Raw genomic sequence first — 17,599 nt, 5'->3', positions numbered from 1 at the left:
CGAGGGAGCTTGCTCCCGCTGGACTGCGTAGCGGTCCCCTGCTTTTTTTTGTAACAAGGGGGCTGCTTCGCAACCCAGCGGGAGCAAGCTCCCTCGCCACAAAATCTCATCATCACAAAATCTCATCATCACAAAAGATCAGCACCACAAAAGCAGATCACTAGAAAAGCCCTCGCCACAGAGACTCCCCTCACCTTGAGACTGAAAAAAATGCCCGCACAATGGCGGGCATTTTTTTCGCCACAGGACTTACTTCGCGCTCAGCACCGAGTAGCTGTTCATCAGGTTGCGGTAGTTTGGAATGCGCGGCGACAGCAGGTTCGCCAGGCCTTCCATGTCGTTGCGCCAGTCGCCCTGCAGCTCGCACGCCACCGAGAACCAGTTGACCAGTTGCGCACCGGCCGCAGTCATGCGCGCCCAAGCAGCTTGCTGCACGGTTTCATTGAACGTGCCGGAAGCGTCGGTGACCACAAATACATCAAAGCCTTCAGCCAGTGCCGACAGGGTCGGGAACGTCACGCACACGTCAGTCACCACACCGGCGATGATCAATTGCTTGCGACCGGTGGCTTTCACCGCTTTGACAAAATCTTCGTTGTCCCAGGCATTGATCTGGCCTGGACGCGGAATGTACGGCGCATCCGGGAACTGCTCTTTCAACTCAGGAACCATCGGGCCGTTCGGGCCGTTTTCAAAACTGGTGGTGAGGATGGTCGGCAGTTTGAAAAACTTGGCGACGTCGCCCAGGGCCAGCACGTTGTTCTTGAATTCATTGGGCGAGAAATCCTGAACCAGCGAGATCAGACCGGTCTGGTGGTCTACCAACAGCACCACAGCGTCGTCTTTGTTCAGGCGTTTGTAGGGAACATTGCTCATGTGAAACTCCTCGAGGGATGGTTGTCGCTGGCAGCGCCGGCACGTCGGGCCGACGCTTTATCATGTTCATCAGAAAGCGAAACACGAGCAGCCGAAGGCGCCCCAGAAACCGGCAAAGTCACTCACCGGCGCATTCGACAAACGCGCGCGGTCATGGCTGTGCGCGTGCACGCCACACGGCCCGCTGCAATGGTGCACCTGCGCCTGCATCGGCGAAGTCGGCCGCCAGTGTCCCGGCACCTTGACCACCGGCGACCAGTCCGGCAGCACCGGTACACTGGCCGGGCCGAGTTTTTCGAAATCTCCGGCGGCGTACACCACCTTGCCGCCGACCACAGTCAACAGTGACTCGATCCACTTGATCGCTTCTTCGTCGACGCTGAAAAAATCCGCGCTCAACGCTGCAAGGTCAGCCAGTTGCCCGACCTTGATCATGCCTTTTTTGCCCTGTTCGGAAGAGAACCAGGCGCTGCCGTGGGTGAACAATTCCAGCGCGGTCTGGCGCGATAGCCCTTCGCTGTGCAGTTCCAGCCCGCCGACCGTGCGGCCGCTGACCATCCAGTACAACGAAGTCCATGGATTGTAGCTGGACACCCGCGTGGCATCGGTGCCGGCACCGACCGGTACGCCTTCGGCCAACATGCGCTTGATCGGCGGCGTCGCTTCGGCGGCTTTGGCACCGTAACGCTCGACAAAATATTCGCCCTGAAACGCCATGCGATCCTGAATCGCGATGCCGCCACCCAGCGCCCTCACCCGCTCGATGTTCTGCGGCGTGATGGTTTCCGCGTGATCGAAAAACCATGGCAAACCGTTGAACGGAATGTCGCGGTTGACCTTCTCGAACACGTCGAGCATGCGGCTGATGGACTCGTTGTAGGTCGCATGCAAACGGAACGGCCAACGCTGCTCGACGAGGTGGCGGACCACCGGCTCCAACTCGTCTTCCATGGTTTGCGGCAGGTCCGGACGCGGCTCGAGGAAGTCCTCGAAATCCGCCGCGGAAAACACCAGCATTTCCCCGGCTCCGTTGTGGCGCAGGTAATCATCGCCCTGATGCAGCGTGACGCTGCTGGTCCAGTTCTTGAAATCGGTGAGTTCTTCTTTCGGCTTTTGGGTGAACAGGTTGTAAGCGATGCGGATAGTCAGTTGCTGGTCCTTGGCCAACTGCTCGATCACTTGATAATCGTCCGGATAGTTCTGGAAACCACCGCCGGCATCAATGGCGCTGGTAAGGCCCAAGCGGTTGAGCTCGCGCATGAACTGGCGGGTCGAGTTGACCTGATATTCCAGCGGCAGCTTCGGCCCCTTGGCCAGCGTCGAGTAGAGGATCATCGCGTTGGGTCGAGCGACCAGCATGCCGGTCGGCTCGCCGTTGCTGTCCCGGACGATCTCGCCACCCGGTGGATTCGGCGTGTTGCGCGTGTAGCCCGCCACTCGCAGCGCGGCGCGGTTGAGCAAGGCGCGGTCGTACAAATGCAGGACAAATACCGGGGTGTCCGGCGCAGCCTGGTTGAGTTCTTCAAGGGTCGGCATGCGTTTTTCAGCGAACTGGAATTCGTTCCAGCCACCGACCACGCGTACCCATTGCGGGGTCGGCGTGCGGTCGGCCTGATCCTTGAGCATGCGCAAGGCATCGACCACCGACGGCACGCCTTCCCAGCGCAGTTCGAGGTTGTAGTTCAACCCGCCACGGATCAGATGCAAGTGCGAGTCGTTGAGGCCGGGTATGACACACCGGCCCTTGAGGTCGATGACCTGGGTGCCGGAACCGCGCAAAGCCATGGCGTCGGCATCGGTGCCGACGGCGACAAAGCGACCCTCGCTGATCGCGACGGCGCTGGCGCGCGGGGTTTCCCGGTCAACGGTATGAAAGTGGCCATTGAATAAAATCAGGTCGGCGTTCATCGCGTTTCCTTGGGCTGAGTGGAGGGAGACAGCCAGGGCGCGAACAGGCGCGTCGCCAATGGCATGAACAGGTACACCACCGAGACCACGATGGTCAGCGTGATCAGAAACGTCGCAACCACGTAGTTGGAGAGAAAAGCATGCAGTTGCAGCAATGGTCCCCAGAGCAACGGCACCAGCAGCGTGTGCGGCAGAATCACCAGCAGCGTCACCACTGCCTGTTTCCAGCGTGGCGGTGGCGGTGAACCCGCTTCGGCCGGGGCGAACCAGAACTCGTTGACCGGGTTGACTTCAGTCTGGTCGCCATCGGCCAGCATCGGCGTGGCTTCGTTAACGAGTGCCTGGCGCTGGGGTGAATCGAGCCAGCGCTGCATCGCCTCGGTGGAGCAAAAGCGCAGTACGCAGGTGTACAGGTCGAGGCCGGCGTTTTTGCCGCGCATCACATCGACACCCAAGTGCCCGTCCTGCTGCCCGGCGATGCTGACGATGTTGCGCAACCACGCCTCGTAAGCCACTTCAAAACCGGCCTTGACCCGGTGCTTGATAACCAGGGTCACGACTTCATCGAAGCTTTTTTTGGCAAGCTCGGGCTGGATGGAATCAGGCATAACGTAAAGCTCCGGCGAAACGCACATTGAGCGCCAGCCTTCCCGGCCCGGCGATAAAAACGCTGGTGAAAACGATCAACAGTAACCAACCGAACTGCCCTTCGGCGAGGGTCCACTGCGGGTGCACTACCAACATCGCGATCAACAGCACGGACAAAATCGGCAGACAGGCCAGACGTACCAGCGCCCCTGCGATGATCAGCAACGGGCAGAACACCTCGGCGAATATCGCCAGCATCAACGTGACGTGGGCGCCGAGGTTGAAGGGATCTTCGATGAGCTGCAGTTCGGCGCTGTAGTTAAGCAGCTTGGGCAGACCGTGAACCCACAGCAGAAAAAGCCCACCGCTGACGCGCAGGAAAAGCAAGCCGAGGTCGGGAGCGCGTTCATCCCATTGCGATGTGTTCATGGCCCGCCCGCACAGAAAAAAACCGCCGGCGTGGGTGCGCCGGGAATGGTTTGATAGTGCCCGGGGCGGGGGGTTGGGAAATTGGATGTACGTGCTGTTTTTTTCGGAGGAGCTTGCAGATGACCGCTCTCACCCACAGCGGGTTGAGCGACGCCTGCAGGGCCGGGGAATCACTCATTCTCTTCCTCAGGCACAATCTTGCTCTGCGCCAGATACCGATCCAGCGTCTCATTCTGCACCGCAGCCGCGTTATCCCCCGCCACCGCCCACAACTTGCGCTCGATCCCCTGCGTCAGCAAATGCCCCACCGCCGACTCGATCGCCGACAGCACACACAACTGCGCCGGCTCGTTAGTGGTGTAGCCGACTTCAGCCTCGAGCAACTTCTTGAACTCGATAAACTTGAACACCCCGGCACTGCGCCCGACCGAATAAATCGTCTTGCTGGTCATCACGTTCGCCAACACCTGCCCACTGCGCACATCTACCGCACGGAGGTTCACCGAAACCTGATCCACCCGATACTCCCGGGAAATATCAATCCCCAGATACCGCGCGCCCTCCCCGCCACTGCGCACGTTGGTGTCATACGCAATGATTCCACCCTCGAGCATCAGATTCGCCGCCTGCAACGGCGGCAACTCACCCTGAATATTCACCGGCGTATTGGCCTTTTTCTGCGACGCGCGAATGATCTTGCGCTCGGTCAGCAGATTCTGCAGCCCCTCACGTTCCAGCACCACAAACCAGCCGCTCGCCTGCAACGCATCCATCAGCATGCTCGCCGCGCCCTGGGTCACGCTGGTGGAAAACGAACTGGCCGGGGTCGGTTTGTATTGCCCGGTCTGATCGCGAAAACCATAGACCACCGCCATCAGGCGCCCCTTGGGCCGTGGCATGTTGAGCAGATCGTAATAGGTCGACGCCCGTGGTGTCAGCGTCGGTGATTCGGTGTCCTGCTCGGCACCCATCGGCTCACGCAAACTGCAACCCTGCAACGCCGCCAGCATCAGCCCAACCAGTATTATTTTTTTCATGTCCGTCACTCCCCGTCGACCCGAGTCCCCTTCAAGGGGCCAGTCCATTCACCTGGATTTCAGAAATTTCACCCGTCACCCGATCGGTCACCACAATCGTCAGCGCGCCCGAGTCGTCGAGCACATCGACGATAAAAGCATCGGTGGACAAGCTGCCGGTGTTGCCGGTGGAGATGTTGTCCAGCAACTGCCCGAGCAAGCGCGATTCCAACTGATTGCTGAAGCGCTCCAGCGCTGAGGTGCCGGCCAGCGATGAGCGGCTTTTCAGATCGGGGTCGTCGTAGTCGTTCTGCGATTGCGCGTTATTGAGCAGCCAGGTGCCGTTCAACGGGTTGCCGCCAAACGACGGATTGATCGGCGTGTAAACCAGCTCCGAGGCCTGGACCAGGCCGCCGCTGACAAGGCCAAGCATCCATAAGCCGGTGCACTGCGAGAGCGTTTTGGTTTTCATAATTCGTCCCTCTCAAGGTCCGTGGTGTCCTGCAACAAGGCTTCCAGCTTGCGCTGAACTATCTGTCCGCGAACCCAGTCGGCAGCGTCGGACGCCTCCTCCTTCAGCTCGACGGTGTTGGGCGGCAGAAAGCGCCGGTAAACCAATCGCTGTTGATATTCCACGGTCACCAGGCTGCCCCAGCGCGCCGAAGGTCGTTCGCGTACCACCAGGTTGAAATCCATCGGGCTGGTGGCGCGCAGGCGTTCGGTGAACGCGTAATAAAACTCGTGGCCAATGTGCGAAATCGTGTCATCGACGACGAAACCCAGCAGTTCGTCCTCTTCGGCGGCCGAGGCAGACGAAGCGCTTAAGATCAGGATCAAGGCCATACAGAATCTGTTCATGGCTGCACTCCCGGCGCTGCACCAGGCTGGGCTTTCGGCCCGGGCGCGCCTTCGAGGAAAGCTTTCTCGGCAACGAACTGCCAGTCCGCGTAGCTGGCCATTCCGGTAAAATCCGACCATTGCGCGGGGAAGTCCGCCTGCTTCATCGGCTTGTCCGTGGACGGGCTGTTGAGGCCGGTGATGCGCCCGTCAAACCCACGCATCAAGGTCCATTCACCGCCGCCGGCCGGGTCCGGGTACAACTGCCGAATGTGAGGCCTGGCATTGGGGAAACGCTCGTCCTGCAAAAGGTCCGCCAGCTCTCTGGGGTACTGCGCCAGACCTGGCGAACTGCGGTAATAGCTGCGCAAGGCCTGCGCGTATTGGGTGCCGACCCAGAGCAACTGGCGCTCGCGATCGCGCTTGGAGGCGGTCGACCACAATTGGCCGGCACTCGCCAGGCCCATGCCCATCAGCACGATCAGGAACAGCACGCCGAGGTAGGTGAAACCCTCCTCGCCAGCCGGCTTACCACTCGGAATAAAGGCTGCCATCGCGCGCCCTCCCGGTGGCACCGCTTTTGATATCGGCCACGCCGCCCGCCACGCCGTCCGGCGGCGCGACCAGCACCCAAAGGTCCTTGCGCTCGGCAATCGGGTCGGTTGGCGGGTTGCGCAGGTAGCGCTGCTCCACCAGTTGCTCGATGGAATCGGGGTAGCGCCCGGTGTCGCCGTAATAGTGATCGAGCGCCTCGCGCATGGCGGACAGGCTCTGGCGCAGCGTGGTCTCTTTCGATGCTTCGAGGCTGTTGAAATAACGCGGCAAGGCGATGGTCATCAGGGTGGCGATGATTGCCATGACCACCATCAGTTCGAGCAAGGTAAAACCCTTTTGCCGAGTCATGATCACCACTCCCGATACGCGATGCCGTTGAGCCCCTTGCCACCCGATTGCGAGTAAACGTCAAACACGTCCTCGCCCTCGCGCGGGTTCAGCGCCGTGCTGTCATAAGAGCGCACGCCCCAGCCGCCTTCGTCATCACGCTTGACCGGTGCCAGCGGATCGCGCGGCACGCGGCGCAGGAAATAGAACTTGGCACCTTTGGCACTGCGCACATCGCGCACGCCTTCGACCAGCACTTGCAGGTTCGGCGGGTAACCGCTGCTGTTCAGCGACTTCTCAATGTACCCGGCGTCGAACGCACGTTTGTAGGCGTCGATGGCGTCGCGAATCTGGTACAGCGCGGTGCGCAATTGCTGCTCTTTGCCCCGGCGCACCACGGTCTCGGTCAGCGGCGCGGCCATGCCGGCCAGCAGGCCGATCAGGGCCAGCGTCACCACGACTTCGATCAAGGTAAAACCGCGCTGCGAGGCGTTCATGATCAAGGCTTCCCGACAACGACTGGGGAATTGACCGCAACCGGATGGTCGAGGCCCGCAGGCTGAGTCGAGGTCTGCATGCGCCGGTCCGGTGCCTGGATGTGCAGACTGGTTTCGGTGCCGGTGGGAAATTCCATGTCCGACGGGCTCTGGTACGGCAGGTTGCGCACGATGCGCGGCGTGATCGACAGCACCAGCTCGGATTTGCCAACGGTGTCCTTGTTGCTGCCGAACAAACGGCCCAGCCCGGGGATGTCGCCAAGGCCTGGAATCTTGTTGCCGGTGGCGCCGTGATCGTTGCGCATCAGCCCGGCAAGGATCTGCGTTTCGCCGTCATGCAGACGCAAGGTGGTCTGCGCATTACGGGTGTCGACCTGCACGGGAATGGTGCCCTGCCGGGTCGGCTCAAGCGGCGTTGCGTTACTCACTTCGAGCGCGATCTTGATCGCGACTTCACCGTTGAGGTGCACGGTCGGCTGCACTTCCAGCTTCAGACCGACGTCCAGGTAAGTCACGCTTTCGGTGATCACCGGCCCTTGGGTGGAAGGCACCGAGGTGGCGCTGATGATCGGTACGCGCTGACCAATGTGGATGCGCGCCTGTTCACGGTTGCTGACGCGAATCACCGGACTGGCGAGGGTGTTGATGTCGTTGTCCTGCGCGTTGATCTTGGCCTGTGGCGACGGCGAAATGCTGATCCGGCTAGAGTTGATGCCTTTGAGCTGATCGAGCAACGTCACCGCCGAGCCATCGCTGTTGACCACGCCGAAGGTGTTCGGCCACTGCAGGCCGAGGTCGAGAATCCGCTGGGTGGCGACTTCCATCACCTCCACTTCCAGCACCACTTCGGGGTTGGACTGGTCCTGCGACTGGAGGAGTTTTTCCGCCATGCGAATCGCGTCTTCGCTGTCGCGCATGGTCAGGGTGTTGAGGCGTTCATCAACGAACACGTCGCGGGTCTTGAGCATGGTTTTGATCATGTTCAGCGCGGTGTTGGCGTCGATGCTGGTCAGGTAAAAGGTGCGCATCACCAGCTCTTGATAGTCCTTGAGCTTCTGCGGCGAGTCCGGGTAGATCAGCAAAGTGTTTTCGTTCACCACTTTCTGATGCAGCTGGTTCTGTTGCAGCAGCAGTTCCACTGCGTCTTCGATGCGCACGTCACGCACGAAGATGGTGGCTTTCATATCCGGGCGCAGGTCTTTGTCGAAGATGAAATTCAACCCGGCGACCTGCGACAGCACTTCGAAAATGGTCTTCAGGTTGGCGTCGCGAAACTCCAGGGTCACCGGCCGATCCAGCCGTGTGCGCAGTTGCGGATACGGGATGACGTTGCGGCTCTGCACCAGGCGAATATTGCCTTGCAGTTCCAGCGCGCCGTCGTTTTTCGGGTCCAGTTCGAGGATCTGTTTGACCTGGCGATCGGCGCCGTAAATGTCGCCGCGACGCAGGTCGCCCCGGGCCAGTTCGAGTTTTTCATCCATGCTGCGCAGGTAGTCGAGCTGGCGCAACGCGTCCTGCGCACGACGGTTGTTCGGTTCGATGGTCAGCACCCGGCTGTAACCCATGCGCGCCTGGGGAAAATCACGGTGCGCACGGTCGGCATCGGCTTCAGTCAGCAGCGCAGTGATCGCTTTCGCACGGCCACTGTTCAAGGCCAGATGCAGTTCCGTGTCACGAGGATTTTCACGCAGGCCATCTTCGATCCGCGCCAGGCCGGCTTCGTACTGGCCCTGTTCGATCAGGTCGGACGCTTCCTTGTTGGCGACCTGGGCCGAACTGCACGCGGCCAGCGCGGTGCACAGGCACAAACTGGTCAATAAACGGGATCTGTTCATTGCGCGCTCCCCACAGACAACGTCTGGGATAAATGCAGAGGCAGGTAGACCAGGCTCAATTCCACATCGGAAATACCCTCGATCCGCCACGTTTCGTCGATCACATCCCCTTTGCGTACGACGTATATTTTCTCGCCGTTCTGCAGAAAAACCTGCAAGTCGGAACGGTCATCCATGCGGCCAACAAACTGGAACGGCATCGGCGGTGCAGTGGGGACTTGCACGACCGGGGCGACGCTGATGGGTTGTTCAATGACGGTGGCGATCTTCGGTGCGGCTTTCCAGCTGCGCGCGGCGAAAAGGTCACCGGCCGGGCTGAGGTCCTTGACTACGGCGGTTTTCTTGCTCGTAGAAGCCGCCGGCAGCGTGCCGACGTTTGTGCCTTTGGCCGGGCGGGCCACCACGGCGACCACATCGCTGTTGTCCGTGGGCATCAGGTATTCAGGCAACCAGGCCAGCGCCGCCGCGACGACGAAGAACCCGAGCCATCCCGCTACGCGTTTGGTATTCATCATGACCTCGACAAGTAAAGGGTCATGCGGATCCGGCCGGTCAGGTCGGTGTCGGCGATCTTCTTGCGCTGGAACTCGACGTCTTCCACCACCACGGCCGGCAGTTGCAACAGCAAGGCATGCAGAAAGCGCCGCAGTTGCGGGTAGCTGCCGCGCACGGGCAGCAGAATTTGATAACGCGCCAGGTGAGTTTTCGGATCGATACCCAAGGCGTATTCACCACGGGCCAGGGTGATGTGTTCCTGCGCGGCCAACGCGTAGATTTTGTCGATGGCGACCGTGGCCTGCGGTTGTGATGGCAGCTTGCTGCGGAAGTCATCGAGCTGGCGCTGCGGCACCACTGGTGCGGCGACGCTGCCGTTCTCGACGCGGGCCAGGTACTCGCCGGCTTCGCGGGTCTGCTGGCTGAGCTGTTGCAGCGATTGCCAGTCCGGCATCAGGCCCGCCAGGCCATACACCAGCGCCACCAGCACCATCGCCAGCCCTGCCAGCCCCGGCGCGCCGAGCCCTTGCAAATATTCGTGGACGATCAATTTAGGGATTCGCATCGCCAATCTCCCAGGTAGCCGACAGGTTGAATTGCACCGGACGTTCCGCCACGTTGGCGACAATTTCGTGGCTCAGCAACGACACATCGGAGAGCTCGTCGCTGGCTTCGAGGTTGCGGTGGAAGCCGAGCATCGCTTCCAGGTCTTTCGCCTCGGCGCTGATCCGCACCTGACCTTTGCGCGCATCCGGGGTCAGTGCCAGCAGCGCGATGTTGTCCCGTGGCATGCTTTCGAGCATGGCGAACAGGTGCTCCCATGGCCGCCGCAGCTGTTGCGAGACCTTGCGCATTTCCGCGAGGTTTTGCGCCTGTTCGCGGGTTTCGGCCGGGGTCAGGCTGGTCTTGCTGCCACTGTCGCCGGTCAGCACACGCTGCGCGGTTTGCAAGTGGCCTTGCTGTTGCGCCGCCTGCTCACTGAGGTGGTGCTGGACGAACAGGCAACCCACCGTTAATACGGCGCCGACGGTGAGCAGGCTCCAGCCCAAAGGACCGGAGCGGCGACGTGGCTGAAAATCGAGCATCAGCGGGCGCATGTCAGGCCACCGCCCGGGACATCACGTACAGGTAATCGCGTACGTGGGTCCGGTCTTCTTCGAGGGTGCGCAACTGCACACCGGGCACATCGGGTTGCACGTCGACACGCGCCGGCGCATGCAGATAAAGGTTCAGCGGTCGCTCGCTGGTCGAGGCCTGCAACTGACTTTCGCGGCCGATCAGCGCGCTCAATGCGGCGTCACTGTCACCAGTGCCGACCGAGCGCACCGAGGCCCAGCGCCCTTCGCGGGCCACCAGCAGCACGCTGCGCACCGGCTCGGCGACCACGAACAGAAAGTCACCAGCGTCGAAGCTTTTGTCGAAGTGATTGAACGCCGCCATCAGGTACGGTTGCACCGAACCCAGCCGCACTTCGCGCGCGCTGGCGAGGTTGCGCAGACGCTCGAGCAACTCCTGCGGCAGCGCCGTGGCTATGCGGTCGTAACCGGCAGGCTCCGGCGACAACACAACGTTCCAGGGCTGGGTCGGTACGCCATACAGGTCTTCGAAACACAGCGTGGCGAAACCGAGCAATTCGGCCGGGCTGCTGATCTGGTCGCTCCAGGGCACCAGGCAAAAACGCCCGAAGTGCCCGGAAATTACCACGCTCAACTCAGCCCCAGGGCGAGTGTGTTCTGCGAGCAGGTGGTCGAGGGTTTCCAGCGCCACCGACCAGGCATGAAAACCTTCGTCGATGAAGCCGACGCTGCCCAGCCACAGGGTTTCGCTGCCCTTGCGCTGGCCGAGGCCGACGCCACTGGCGCCGAGCACGGCGATAAAACGATCACGAGACAAAAGTGACACGATTGATCTCCTCGAGCGTGGTCCGCCCTGCCTGCACCAGTTCCAGCGCCGACTCGCGCAGCAAGCGCAAGCCTCGTTTGCACGCGTGGGCCTTGATCTTCGAAATCGGTTGGCGCTCGACAATCATCTGCCGCAGCTCGTCGTCCAGGTGCAATAACTCGGCAATCGCCGTGCGCCCGCGATAGCCGGTGCCACGGCAATTTCCGCAGCCTTTGCCATGCACGAATTGGTAGTGATCGACCTGCCGAGGATCGAGTCCCGACGCCTGCAACTCTTCATCGCTGGGATTGCTCGGCGTACTGCAGGTGGCGCAGACCAGGCGGATCAGCCGTTGCGCCAGCACCGCATTGAGCGCCGAGACCAGGCTGTACGGGTCGATTTCCATTTGGGTGAAACGGCCGATCACGTCGAACACGTTGTTGGCGTGAATGGTGGTGAATACCAGGTGGCCGGTGAGCGCCGATTGCACGGCGATCTGCGCGGTGTCCGGATCGCGGATCTCGCCGACCATGATTTTGTCCGGGTCATGACGCAGGATCGAGCGCAGGCCCCTGGCAAACGTCAGGCCTTTTTTCTCGTTGACCGGGATCTGCAGCACGCCCGGCAACTGGTATTCCACCGGGTCTTCAATGGTGATGATCTTGTCCACGCCGTGGTTGATCTCGGTGATCATCGCGTACAGCGTGGTGGTTTTGCCGCTGCCGGTCGGGCCGGTCACCAGCACCATGCCGTAGGGTTCGGCGGCGAGGCGGCGCAGTTGGCGCAAGGTCTCGTCTTCAAAGCCGAGCGCCTGCAGCTGCACGCCGCAAACTTTGTCGGCCAGGTCCTGTTTGTCGAGCACCCGCAGTACCGCGTCTTCGCCAAAAATGCTCGGCATGATAGACACGCGGAAGTCGATCTGCCGCCCGCTGATGCCGATCTTGAAGCGACCGTCCTGGGGCACGCGTTTCTCGCCGATGTCCAGCTCGGCCATGACTTTGACCCGCGACAACACTTGCTCGGCGAACTCGCTGCCCTGGATTTTGCTGATGTTGTTGAGCACGCCGTCGATCCGGTACTTGATCACCAGACCGCTGCCGGTGGTGCCCAGATGGATGTCGCTGGCGTGCATTTTCAGCGCGTCGTACAGGGTCGAGTTGACCAGTTTGACGACGACGCTGGCGTCCTCGCTGATGCTGGTCAGGGACAGGCTTTGCAGGTTGTCGATTTCGATATGGGCGCCGGCCTGGGCGTTGAGCGATTCCACCGCGTGGAAGCTTTCTTCGTGCCGCGCCAGATAGGCTTTCAGGTCATCGGCATGCACCAAGTACAACGGCGCGCCGTGCAGGCAGTCATCGATCCAGGCCAGACGGCCGCTGTCGAAGGGGTCGGCAAACACGCCAATCACCGCGTCGTCGTGACGCAGCAGGATGAATTCGCGTTTCAGGCATTGGGCCAGGGTGACCCGGTCGAACACCGGCGTGGCGCTGAACAGGGTGTCGGTGTCGAGCACCGGATAATGCAGGGTCGCGCCCAGGCACTGGATGAACGGCATGGGCGCCAGTTCGCAAAGCACCCCGAGGGCTTCGAGCATGCGCTCGCCGGAGGTGGTGGCACGGGCGCGGGCCTGGGCCAATTGTTCGCTGGTAAAACGGGACGGTGTGCAGTCCAGCAGCGCCGGTTCTACGGCAAGGGATAGACGGTCCATGGCTTGCTCTCCAACGCCGGGGGCCTAAAGCCCTGTCGACGCGGCGAGCAGTTACGGCGAGAGCCGAACCTCTTGTCGCGTCACTAATCCCCGGTGAGCAATTGTTCGTCGTCTGGTGCCATGGAAGTCGATGGGTTGCGTCGACGATCTGCCAGCACCCAACTGCCGTCGTACAACTGCAGCGGGAAACTCTCGGTCCTGCTCTGGCGTCGTTCGACGAAACCTACGGATGTGTCCATGCCTGCTCTGGGTTCGCGCTTGATTCCCAGAAGATCACAAACTGCACGGGCCAATTCCGCCAACGGAAAGGGTTTGAACAGGATATGGCTGACGCCCAACTGGCGGGCCCGTTCGCAAACTTCGGCGGTCGGGTGCCCGGTGATCAGCACAAAATGACACTTCCCGTTCTGGCGGACGGCATCGAGCACCTCAAAACCTTCCATATCAGGCAAGCGGTAATCGAACACCATCACATCGGGTGCAAAACGTTCGGCTTCACCGATTCCCGCCGCACCTTCATGTGCCATCCGGACGACCAGACCTTGCGCTTCAAGGTATTCCTTGAGGTTTTGAGCAAGGAGTTGTTCGTCTTCAACAACCAGTACTTTGTTTACCAAGGTGGACTCCTTGAACCGCAGGTCCGAGAAACGTACCTGGCGGAGTGCGCGCCTTATTGAGGCTAACGCACACTTCATGCCAGGCTTTGCGCCGGTTCTATTGCCGCTGCATGTCGTTGTAATTCATGGAAAAGCCAACTGTCACTGGCACCCCGCCCCCCAACTGTGGGGAAGCGTACGGAGAGGGTCAGATCCTTTCCCCACTATTGGGGGGGAAACTTCAGTCATCGTCAATCCGTTCGATTCGATTGCTTGATCGCAACTGAGCCAAGACCTGTTGCCGCACTTGAGCCTGTTGCCGTCGGGCAAGGTGCGCCCGAACTATTTCAAGCCCCTGTTCTTCTGAGACATCGGCGGCCTGCATGTGGTTCTCAAGAATAATCAGATGCCAACCCACTGCCGTGCGCACGGGCTCACTGACCGCGCCGGGTGAGAGCGCAAACGCGGCGGCGTCGAACTCCGGCAGCATGCGCCCGCGAGCGAAGTAGCCGAGGTCACCGCCATTGCTGGCCGAGCTGTCTTCGGAACCCCTTTGAGCCACGCTGGCAAAGTCCGCACCCTGGCTGATTTTTTCCTGCATTTTTACCAGGCGGAGCCGCGCTGCTTCGACTGTCGCGGCATCGGCACCGCCAGGCACTTTGACCAGGATGTGGCGGGCCTGAATTTGCTCGGGCCGGCTCATCGCGGCGCGATGTTCGGCGAAGAACGCACGCACCTGCTGCTCGTCCGGTGCGCTGCCCTTGGTCAATTCGGCGAACACTTGCTGCGCGGCGATTTCGCGGCGGGTGTACTCGACAAATCCCGGCTCGTCGAAACCGGCATCGCTCAGGCGTTGGGCAAATTTGTCCGGGCCGCCAACGGCCTGGCGAGTTTGCTCGACCTGCGCCTGCACCGTGGCGTCGCTGATCACCACCCCGCGCTTGACGGCCTCCTGCCACAGCAATTCGCGGTCGATCAAGACGTCGAGCGCGGCCTGGCGCAATTGTTTGTAGGCCTTGGGATTGCGAATGTTGCCCACGGCGCGCCCCTGATCCTCGAGGAATTCAGCGAAATAGCGTTCGAGGCGCATCTCAGAGATTTCTTCGCCATTGACCCGTGCAGCCACCGGACCATTGTTGGCGAACGCGACTGGCAGCCACAACGCAAGCAGGATCAACACGCTGGTGATTTTCATGATCGGCCTCCGCTCAGGGCATTGCGGCAATGGGTTTATAAGGGGCGACCCGATAGAAGCGCTGGTCGGGCAGCTCCACGGTGACGATGTGCGCTCCACTCAGGCCCAGGCGTCGACCCGGGCCGAAGCTGATCAGCGGGGTCAGGCCGGTCTCGAAGTCATGCAGGCCTTCCAGGGCGCTGACCAGTTTCTCGCGACTGGCATCGCGCCCGGCCTGCTTCATGCCTTCGCTGAACAGCAGCATCGAACTGTAGGCGCCGACCTGCAGCACCGTGTGCTCACCGCCCAAACCTTGATGTTCGCGCAAACGGGTCAGGGCCGTGCGCCCGGCCAGGGTCCAGTCGCTGGGCACAAACGGGTAAGCGAGAAACACCCGCCTGGAAAAACCACTGGGCACCTGCATCAGGTCCCCCGCCACCTGGTTCGAGGCGGCGAACAAATACGGCACCTGCCCGGCGCTTTGCAAGCGTCCGGCAAGCTTGCTGAAGCCGCCGCTGCTGCCCAGGTAAAACACCGAGCGCGAGCCCAGTGGCAACGCGTCCTGCGCCGCGTCATAGTTTTGCAGACTGACGTTTTGCCAGGCGCGGTCCTGCAAGTACTGAGCGAGACTCTGCGCGGCCAGGCGCTGGTTCGACTCATTCGGATGGATGATCAAGGTCGGCCCTTGCAGCACGCGCAAGCGCTCGGCGGCGTAATCGGCGAGAGCGATCATCTGTTCGAGCAGGCCCGGCAGCAATTCGAAAATCTGCCGACTGCTTTGCGCGCTGGCCACTAGCGACAGTGGGCCAATCAGTGGAATGCCGGCGCTTTCCAGGCGCTGTGCCAGGTCCGTGCCCAGTGCCGGTGCCAACGGTGCAATCAGGGCGAACACCTGTTCTTGCTCGATCAAGCGCTGCAAAGCCTGTTCGGCGCTGGCGCGGTCCGGGCCCGGATCGACAATCGTCAGCTGCACTTGCCGACCGTGCAGGCCGCCGGCCTCGTTGATGCGCGCGACACTGCCGTTGAGCACCGCTGCGACGGTGGCGCCCTCCTCGGCCAACGGCCCCTTGCTCGGCAGCAAAGTGCCCAGGTGCAGAGTTCCCGGGGTCAGCCCTGGATCACGATCTTCAGCAATCCGCTTCAGGTACGCGGTAAGGTTGCGCTGGTCTTTCATCGACAGGAGGAACCGAGGCATCGCCGGATCGAGCCGATGGTTACCCGGATCGCGCCCCTGCTGAATCGCCCGCGCCAGGCTGCTGTCGGAATACGCCGGGTAATCACGGCCGTTGATTTGCTGTTGACCATACGTGCTGCTGAGTCGCGACCAGCTGATGTCGGGCGGGCGCACGCCACCTTCAGGCCGCCCGAGGCCATCGGCGCCATGGCAGTTGGCGCAGGGCAAACGGGTGGCGGGCAACAACACGTCCGCCGCTCCGACCCGCGCCATGATCGGTTCACCGATGGCCGACACGCCCTCGCGGTACAGCCGCTTGCCCGCGCTTTCACTGGGGCTGAGGGGCAGCGCGTGCACGGTCAAACTGAGACCACCGAGCACCAACAGGCAGAGGGCGAATGAAGTGTTCACGGCCCTGACTCAACGGCCGGCCACGGGCATTGCCAGCAGCTGCAGGCGCTGGGCGATGGCAGCGGCCGGTGCATCGGGGCGGATCTTGCTCCAGCGTTTGTTGGCCACGTCACCAACGATCAGCTGTGTGGAATGCTGTTCGGGGCTCGGGATGATCTGGCCGATGCGGCTCAATACAAGGTCCATGTGTGCCTTGTCGCCGGTCAGAAAAAGCCAGTGGGGGCCATCGACGCCCTGCTTCAAGGTGTAAGCCTTGAGCACCGCCGGGGTGTCCCGCAGCGGATCACTGGTAAGGGAAATAAAGGTGATGACGTCCGCCTTGTCGCCCAATACTTCCCGCACTTGCTTGAGCTTTTGGGTGATCAGCGGGCAGGCATCGGTGCAATGGGTGAAGATCACGTTCAACAGCACGATGCGGTTCTGCAAGGCATCGCTGTAGAAGCGCAGGGTCTCGCCGTTCTGGTCCTGCAGCGGCGTGTCGGTGAACCAGGTTTTTGCATCGCGGGTGCCAGCTGCCGGTTGCGCCGCCCTTGCTGTTTCTGCCGCTGGCTCTGTGGCCGCAGCCGGTTGATGGCCTTCGTGGGAGAACGCCGGAAAACTCATCATGGTGAGGAAGATCAACGCGAGCGCTTTCATGGGTGGTGCTCCATGGCTATGGCGGTGTGCTTGGCGTGGCTGTTGCGCAGGCCGCTGAGTTTTTCCACTTCTCGGCTCAGAACCGCCGGGTCGGTAAACCCGTAGTAGCGCGTCCAGTGGCGGCTATTGCCGTCGCCGACGAGGATCAGCGGCTGATGGCTTTTGAAGTCGCCACTGAAGCTGCCCAGACCCTTGAGGGTTGCGTTGACCGACTGCGTGCTCCCGGTCAGCCAGCTCCAGCCCGGACCGTTCTGGAATGCACGGGCGTAGTCATTCAAGCGCTTGGGGTCGTCGCGCTGCGGATCGATGCTGATCGACACCAGTTGCACCTCGCTGCCGACCCGGGCGCCAAGCTGTTTCTGCACCTTGCCCATGATCGACGACACCACCGGGCAGACCGTGGTGCAACTGGTGTAGATAAAACTCATGACGACGATTTTGTCGGTCACCAAGTCCTTCTCCAGGCGCACCGCTTTGCCGCTCTGATCGACCAGCGCAACGTCGGCGAATTTCACCTGAGCGCTCTCGGCACTGGCGGTTTTGGCGGACATGTCATGCCCGGCGTGTTCGTCCGCCGAGTGCGCCATGGCTTGACCGATGCCAGTGGCCAGGAGGCAGAACGTCAGCAGCCCACGGTGTGCGAATCGGTTCATGTC

Annotated in this window: 21 protein-coding genes; all 21 read right to left on the bottom strand. The window is 61.5% G+C overall.

The features are described from left to right. Window positions 1-249: 249 nt before the first annotated feature. The 21 genes from ycaC to DU29_RS0119730 all read right to left on the bottom strand — a co-directional run bounded on the left by ycaC (window position 250) and on the right by DU29_RS0119730 (window position 17,596). Window positions 250-876 carry an isochorismate family cysteine hydrolase YcaC gene (gene ycaC, locus DU29_RS0119830; RefSeq protein ID WP_028623251.1) on the bottom strand — a complete coding sequence of 209 codons (627 nt, stop codon included), beginning with the start codon at window positions 874-876 and terminating at the stop codon, window positions 250-252. Between the two features lie 69 nt (window positions 877-945). Next, window positions 946-2,784 (bottom strand): amidohydrolase, encoded by a 1,839-nt coding sequence (locus DU29_RS0119825; RefSeq protein WP_028623250.1) that lies wholly within the window; start codon window positions 2,782-2,784, stop codon window positions 946-948. After that, window positions 2,781-3,392 carry an antibiotic biosynthesis monooxygenase gene (locus DU29_RS0119820; RefSeq protein ID WP_028623249.1) on the bottom strand — a complete coding sequence of 204 codons (612 nt, stop codon included), beginning with the start codon at window positions 3,390-3,392 and terminating at the stop codon, window positions 2,781-2,783. Before DU29_RS0119820 ends, DU29_RS0119825 begins: the two co-directional genes overlap by 4 nt. Then, window positions 3,385-3,801 carry a DoxX family protein gene (locus DU29_RS0119815; RefSeq protein WP_028623248.1) on the bottom strand — a complete coding sequence of 139 codons (417 nt, stop codon included), beginning with the start codon at window positions 3,799-3,801 and terminating at the stop codon, window positions 3,385-3,387. Before DU29_RS0119815 ends, DU29_RS0119820 begins: the two co-directional genes overlap by 8 nt. Before the next feature lie 170 nt (window positions 3,802-3,971). Beyond that, window positions 3,972-4,838 carry a CsgG/HfaB family protein gene (locus tag DU29_RS0119810; RefSeq protein ID WP_028623247.1) on the bottom strand — a complete coding sequence of 289 codons (867 nt, stop codon included), beginning with the start codon at window positions 4,836-4,838 and terminating at the stop codon, window positions 3,972-3,974. Between the two features lie 31 nt (window positions 4,839-4,869). After that, the gene (locus tag DU29_RS0119805) at window positions 4,870-5,289 is read right to left on the bottom strand and encodes a curli assembly protein CsgF (protein ID WP_028623246.1); all 420 of its coding nucleotides are present in this window, start codon (window positions 5,287-5,289) and stop codon (window positions 4,870-4,872) included. Next, window positions 5,286-5,675, bottom strand: coding sequence for a curli production assembly/transport protein CsgE (gene csgE, locus DU29_RS0119800; protein ID WP_028623245.1), 390 nt, complete (start codon window positions 5,673-5,675; stop codon window positions 5,286-5,288). The genes DU29_RS0119805 and csgE overlap by 4 nt, the downstream gene beginning before the upstream one ends. Continuing rightward, the gene (locus DU29_RS0119795) at window positions 5,672-6,208 is read right to left on the bottom strand and encodes a type II secretion system protein (protein ID WP_028623244.1); all 537 of its coding nucleotides are present in this window, start codon (window positions 6,206-6,208) and stop codon (window positions 5,672-5,674) included. Before DU29_RS0119795 ends, csgE begins: the two co-directional genes overlap by 4 nt. Next, complete coding sequence (locus DU29_RS0119790) at window positions 6,183-6,557, bottom strand: type II secretion system protein (RefSeq protein ID WP_028623243.1); 375 nt, start codon at window positions 6,555-6,557, stop codon at window positions 6,183-6,185. Before DU29_RS0119790 ends, DU29_RS0119795 begins: the two co-directional genes overlap by 26 nt. 2 nt (window positions 6,558-6,559) lie before the next feature. Next, on the bottom strand, window positions 6,560-7,033 hold the full coding sequence (locus tag DU29_RS0119785; RefSeq protein ID WP_028623242.1) for a type II secretion system protein: 474 nt from the start codon (window positions 7,031-7,033) through the stop codon (window positions 6,560-6,562). Between the two features lie 2 nt (window positions 7,034-7,035). After that, a complete protein-coding gene (locus DU29_RS0119780) occupies window positions 7,036-8,868 on the bottom strand; it encodes a secretin N-terminal domain-containing protein (RefSeq protein ID WP_028623241.1) in 1,833 nt (610 codons plus the stop codon). Next, window positions 8,865-9,380 (bottom strand): hypothetical protein, encoded by a 516-nt coding sequence (locus DU29_RS0119775; protein WP_028623240.1) that lies wholly within the window; start codon window positions 9,378-9,380, stop codon window positions 8,865-8,867. The genes DU29_RS0119780 and DU29_RS0119775 overlap by 4 nt, the downstream gene beginning before the upstream one ends. Further along, window positions 9,380-9,928: a GspMb/PilO family protein gene (locus DU29_RS0119770; RefSeq protein WP_028623239.1), complete on the bottom strand. Its 549-nt coding sequence runs from the start codon at window positions 9,926-9,928 to the stop codon at window positions 9,380-9,382. Before DU29_RS0119770 ends, DU29_RS0119775 begins: the two co-directional genes overlap by 1 nt. Beyond that, window positions 9,915-10,460 carry a PilN domain-containing protein gene (locus tag DU29_RS0119765; RefSeq protein WP_028623238.1) on the bottom strand — a complete coding sequence of 182 codons (546 nt, stop codon included), beginning with the start codon at window positions 10,458-10,460 and terminating at the stop codon, window positions 9,915-9,917. The genes DU29_RS0119770 and DU29_RS0119765 overlap by 14 nt, the downstream gene beginning before the upstream one ends. 1 nt (window position 10,461) lies before the next feature. Next, window positions 10,462-11,265, bottom strand: coding sequence for a hypothetical protein (locus DU29_RS0119760; RefSeq protein WP_028623237.1), 804 nt, complete (start codon window positions 11,263-11,265; stop codon window positions 10,462-10,464). After that, window positions 11,246-12,952, bottom strand: a complete 1,707-nt coding sequence (locus DU29_RS0119755; protein WP_028623236.1) for a GspE/PulE family protein — start codon at window positions 12,950-12,952, stop codon at window positions 11,246-11,248. The genes DU29_RS0119760 and DU29_RS0119755 overlap by 20 nt, the downstream gene beginning before the upstream one ends. Before the next feature lie 83 nt (window positions 12,953-13,035). Then, window positions 13,036-13,569 carry a response regulator gene (locus tag DU29_RS0119750; RefSeq protein WP_028623235.1) on the bottom strand — a complete coding sequence of 178 codons (534 nt, stop codon included), beginning with the start codon at window positions 13,567-13,569 and terminating at the stop codon, window positions 13,036-13,038. 220 nt (window positions 13,570-13,789) lie between these two features. Next, complete coding sequence (locus DU29_RS0119745; RefSeq protein WP_028623234.1) at window positions 13,790-14,743, bottom strand: peptidylprolyl isomerase; 954 nt, start codon at window positions 14,741-14,743, stop codon at window positions 13,790-13,792. 13 nt (window positions 14,744-14,756) lie between these two features. Then, on the bottom strand, window positions 14,757-16,307 hold the full coding sequence (locus tag DU29_RS0119740; protein ID WP_028623233.1) for a cytochrome c/ABC transporter substrate-binding protein: 1,551 nt from the start codon (window positions 16,305-16,307) through the stop codon (window positions 14,757-14,759). Between the two features lie 9 nt (window positions 16,308-16,316). Further along, entirely contained in the window at window positions 16,317-16,943 is a 627-nt protein-coding gene (locus DU29_RS0119735; protein ID WP_028623232.1) for an SCO family protein, read from the bottom strand. Further along, window positions 16,940-17,596 (bottom strand): SCO family protein, encoded by a 657-nt coding sequence (locus DU29_RS0119730; protein WP_028623231.1) that lies wholly within the window; start codon window positions 17,594-17,596, stop codon window positions 16,940-16,942. The genes DU29_RS0119735 and DU29_RS0119730 overlap by 4 nt, the downstream gene beginning before the upstream one ends. Window positions 17,597-17,599: the final 3 nt, after the last annotated feature.

Origin of the sequence: Pseudomonas sp. Ant30-3 (assembly GCF_000690905.1) — a bacterium.
Classification (GTDB): domain Bacteria; phylum Pseudomonadota; class Gammaproteobacteria; order Pseudomonadales; family Pseudomonadaceae; genus Aquipseudomonas.
This window is presented reverse-complemented; position numbering and strand designations above follow the sequence as displayed.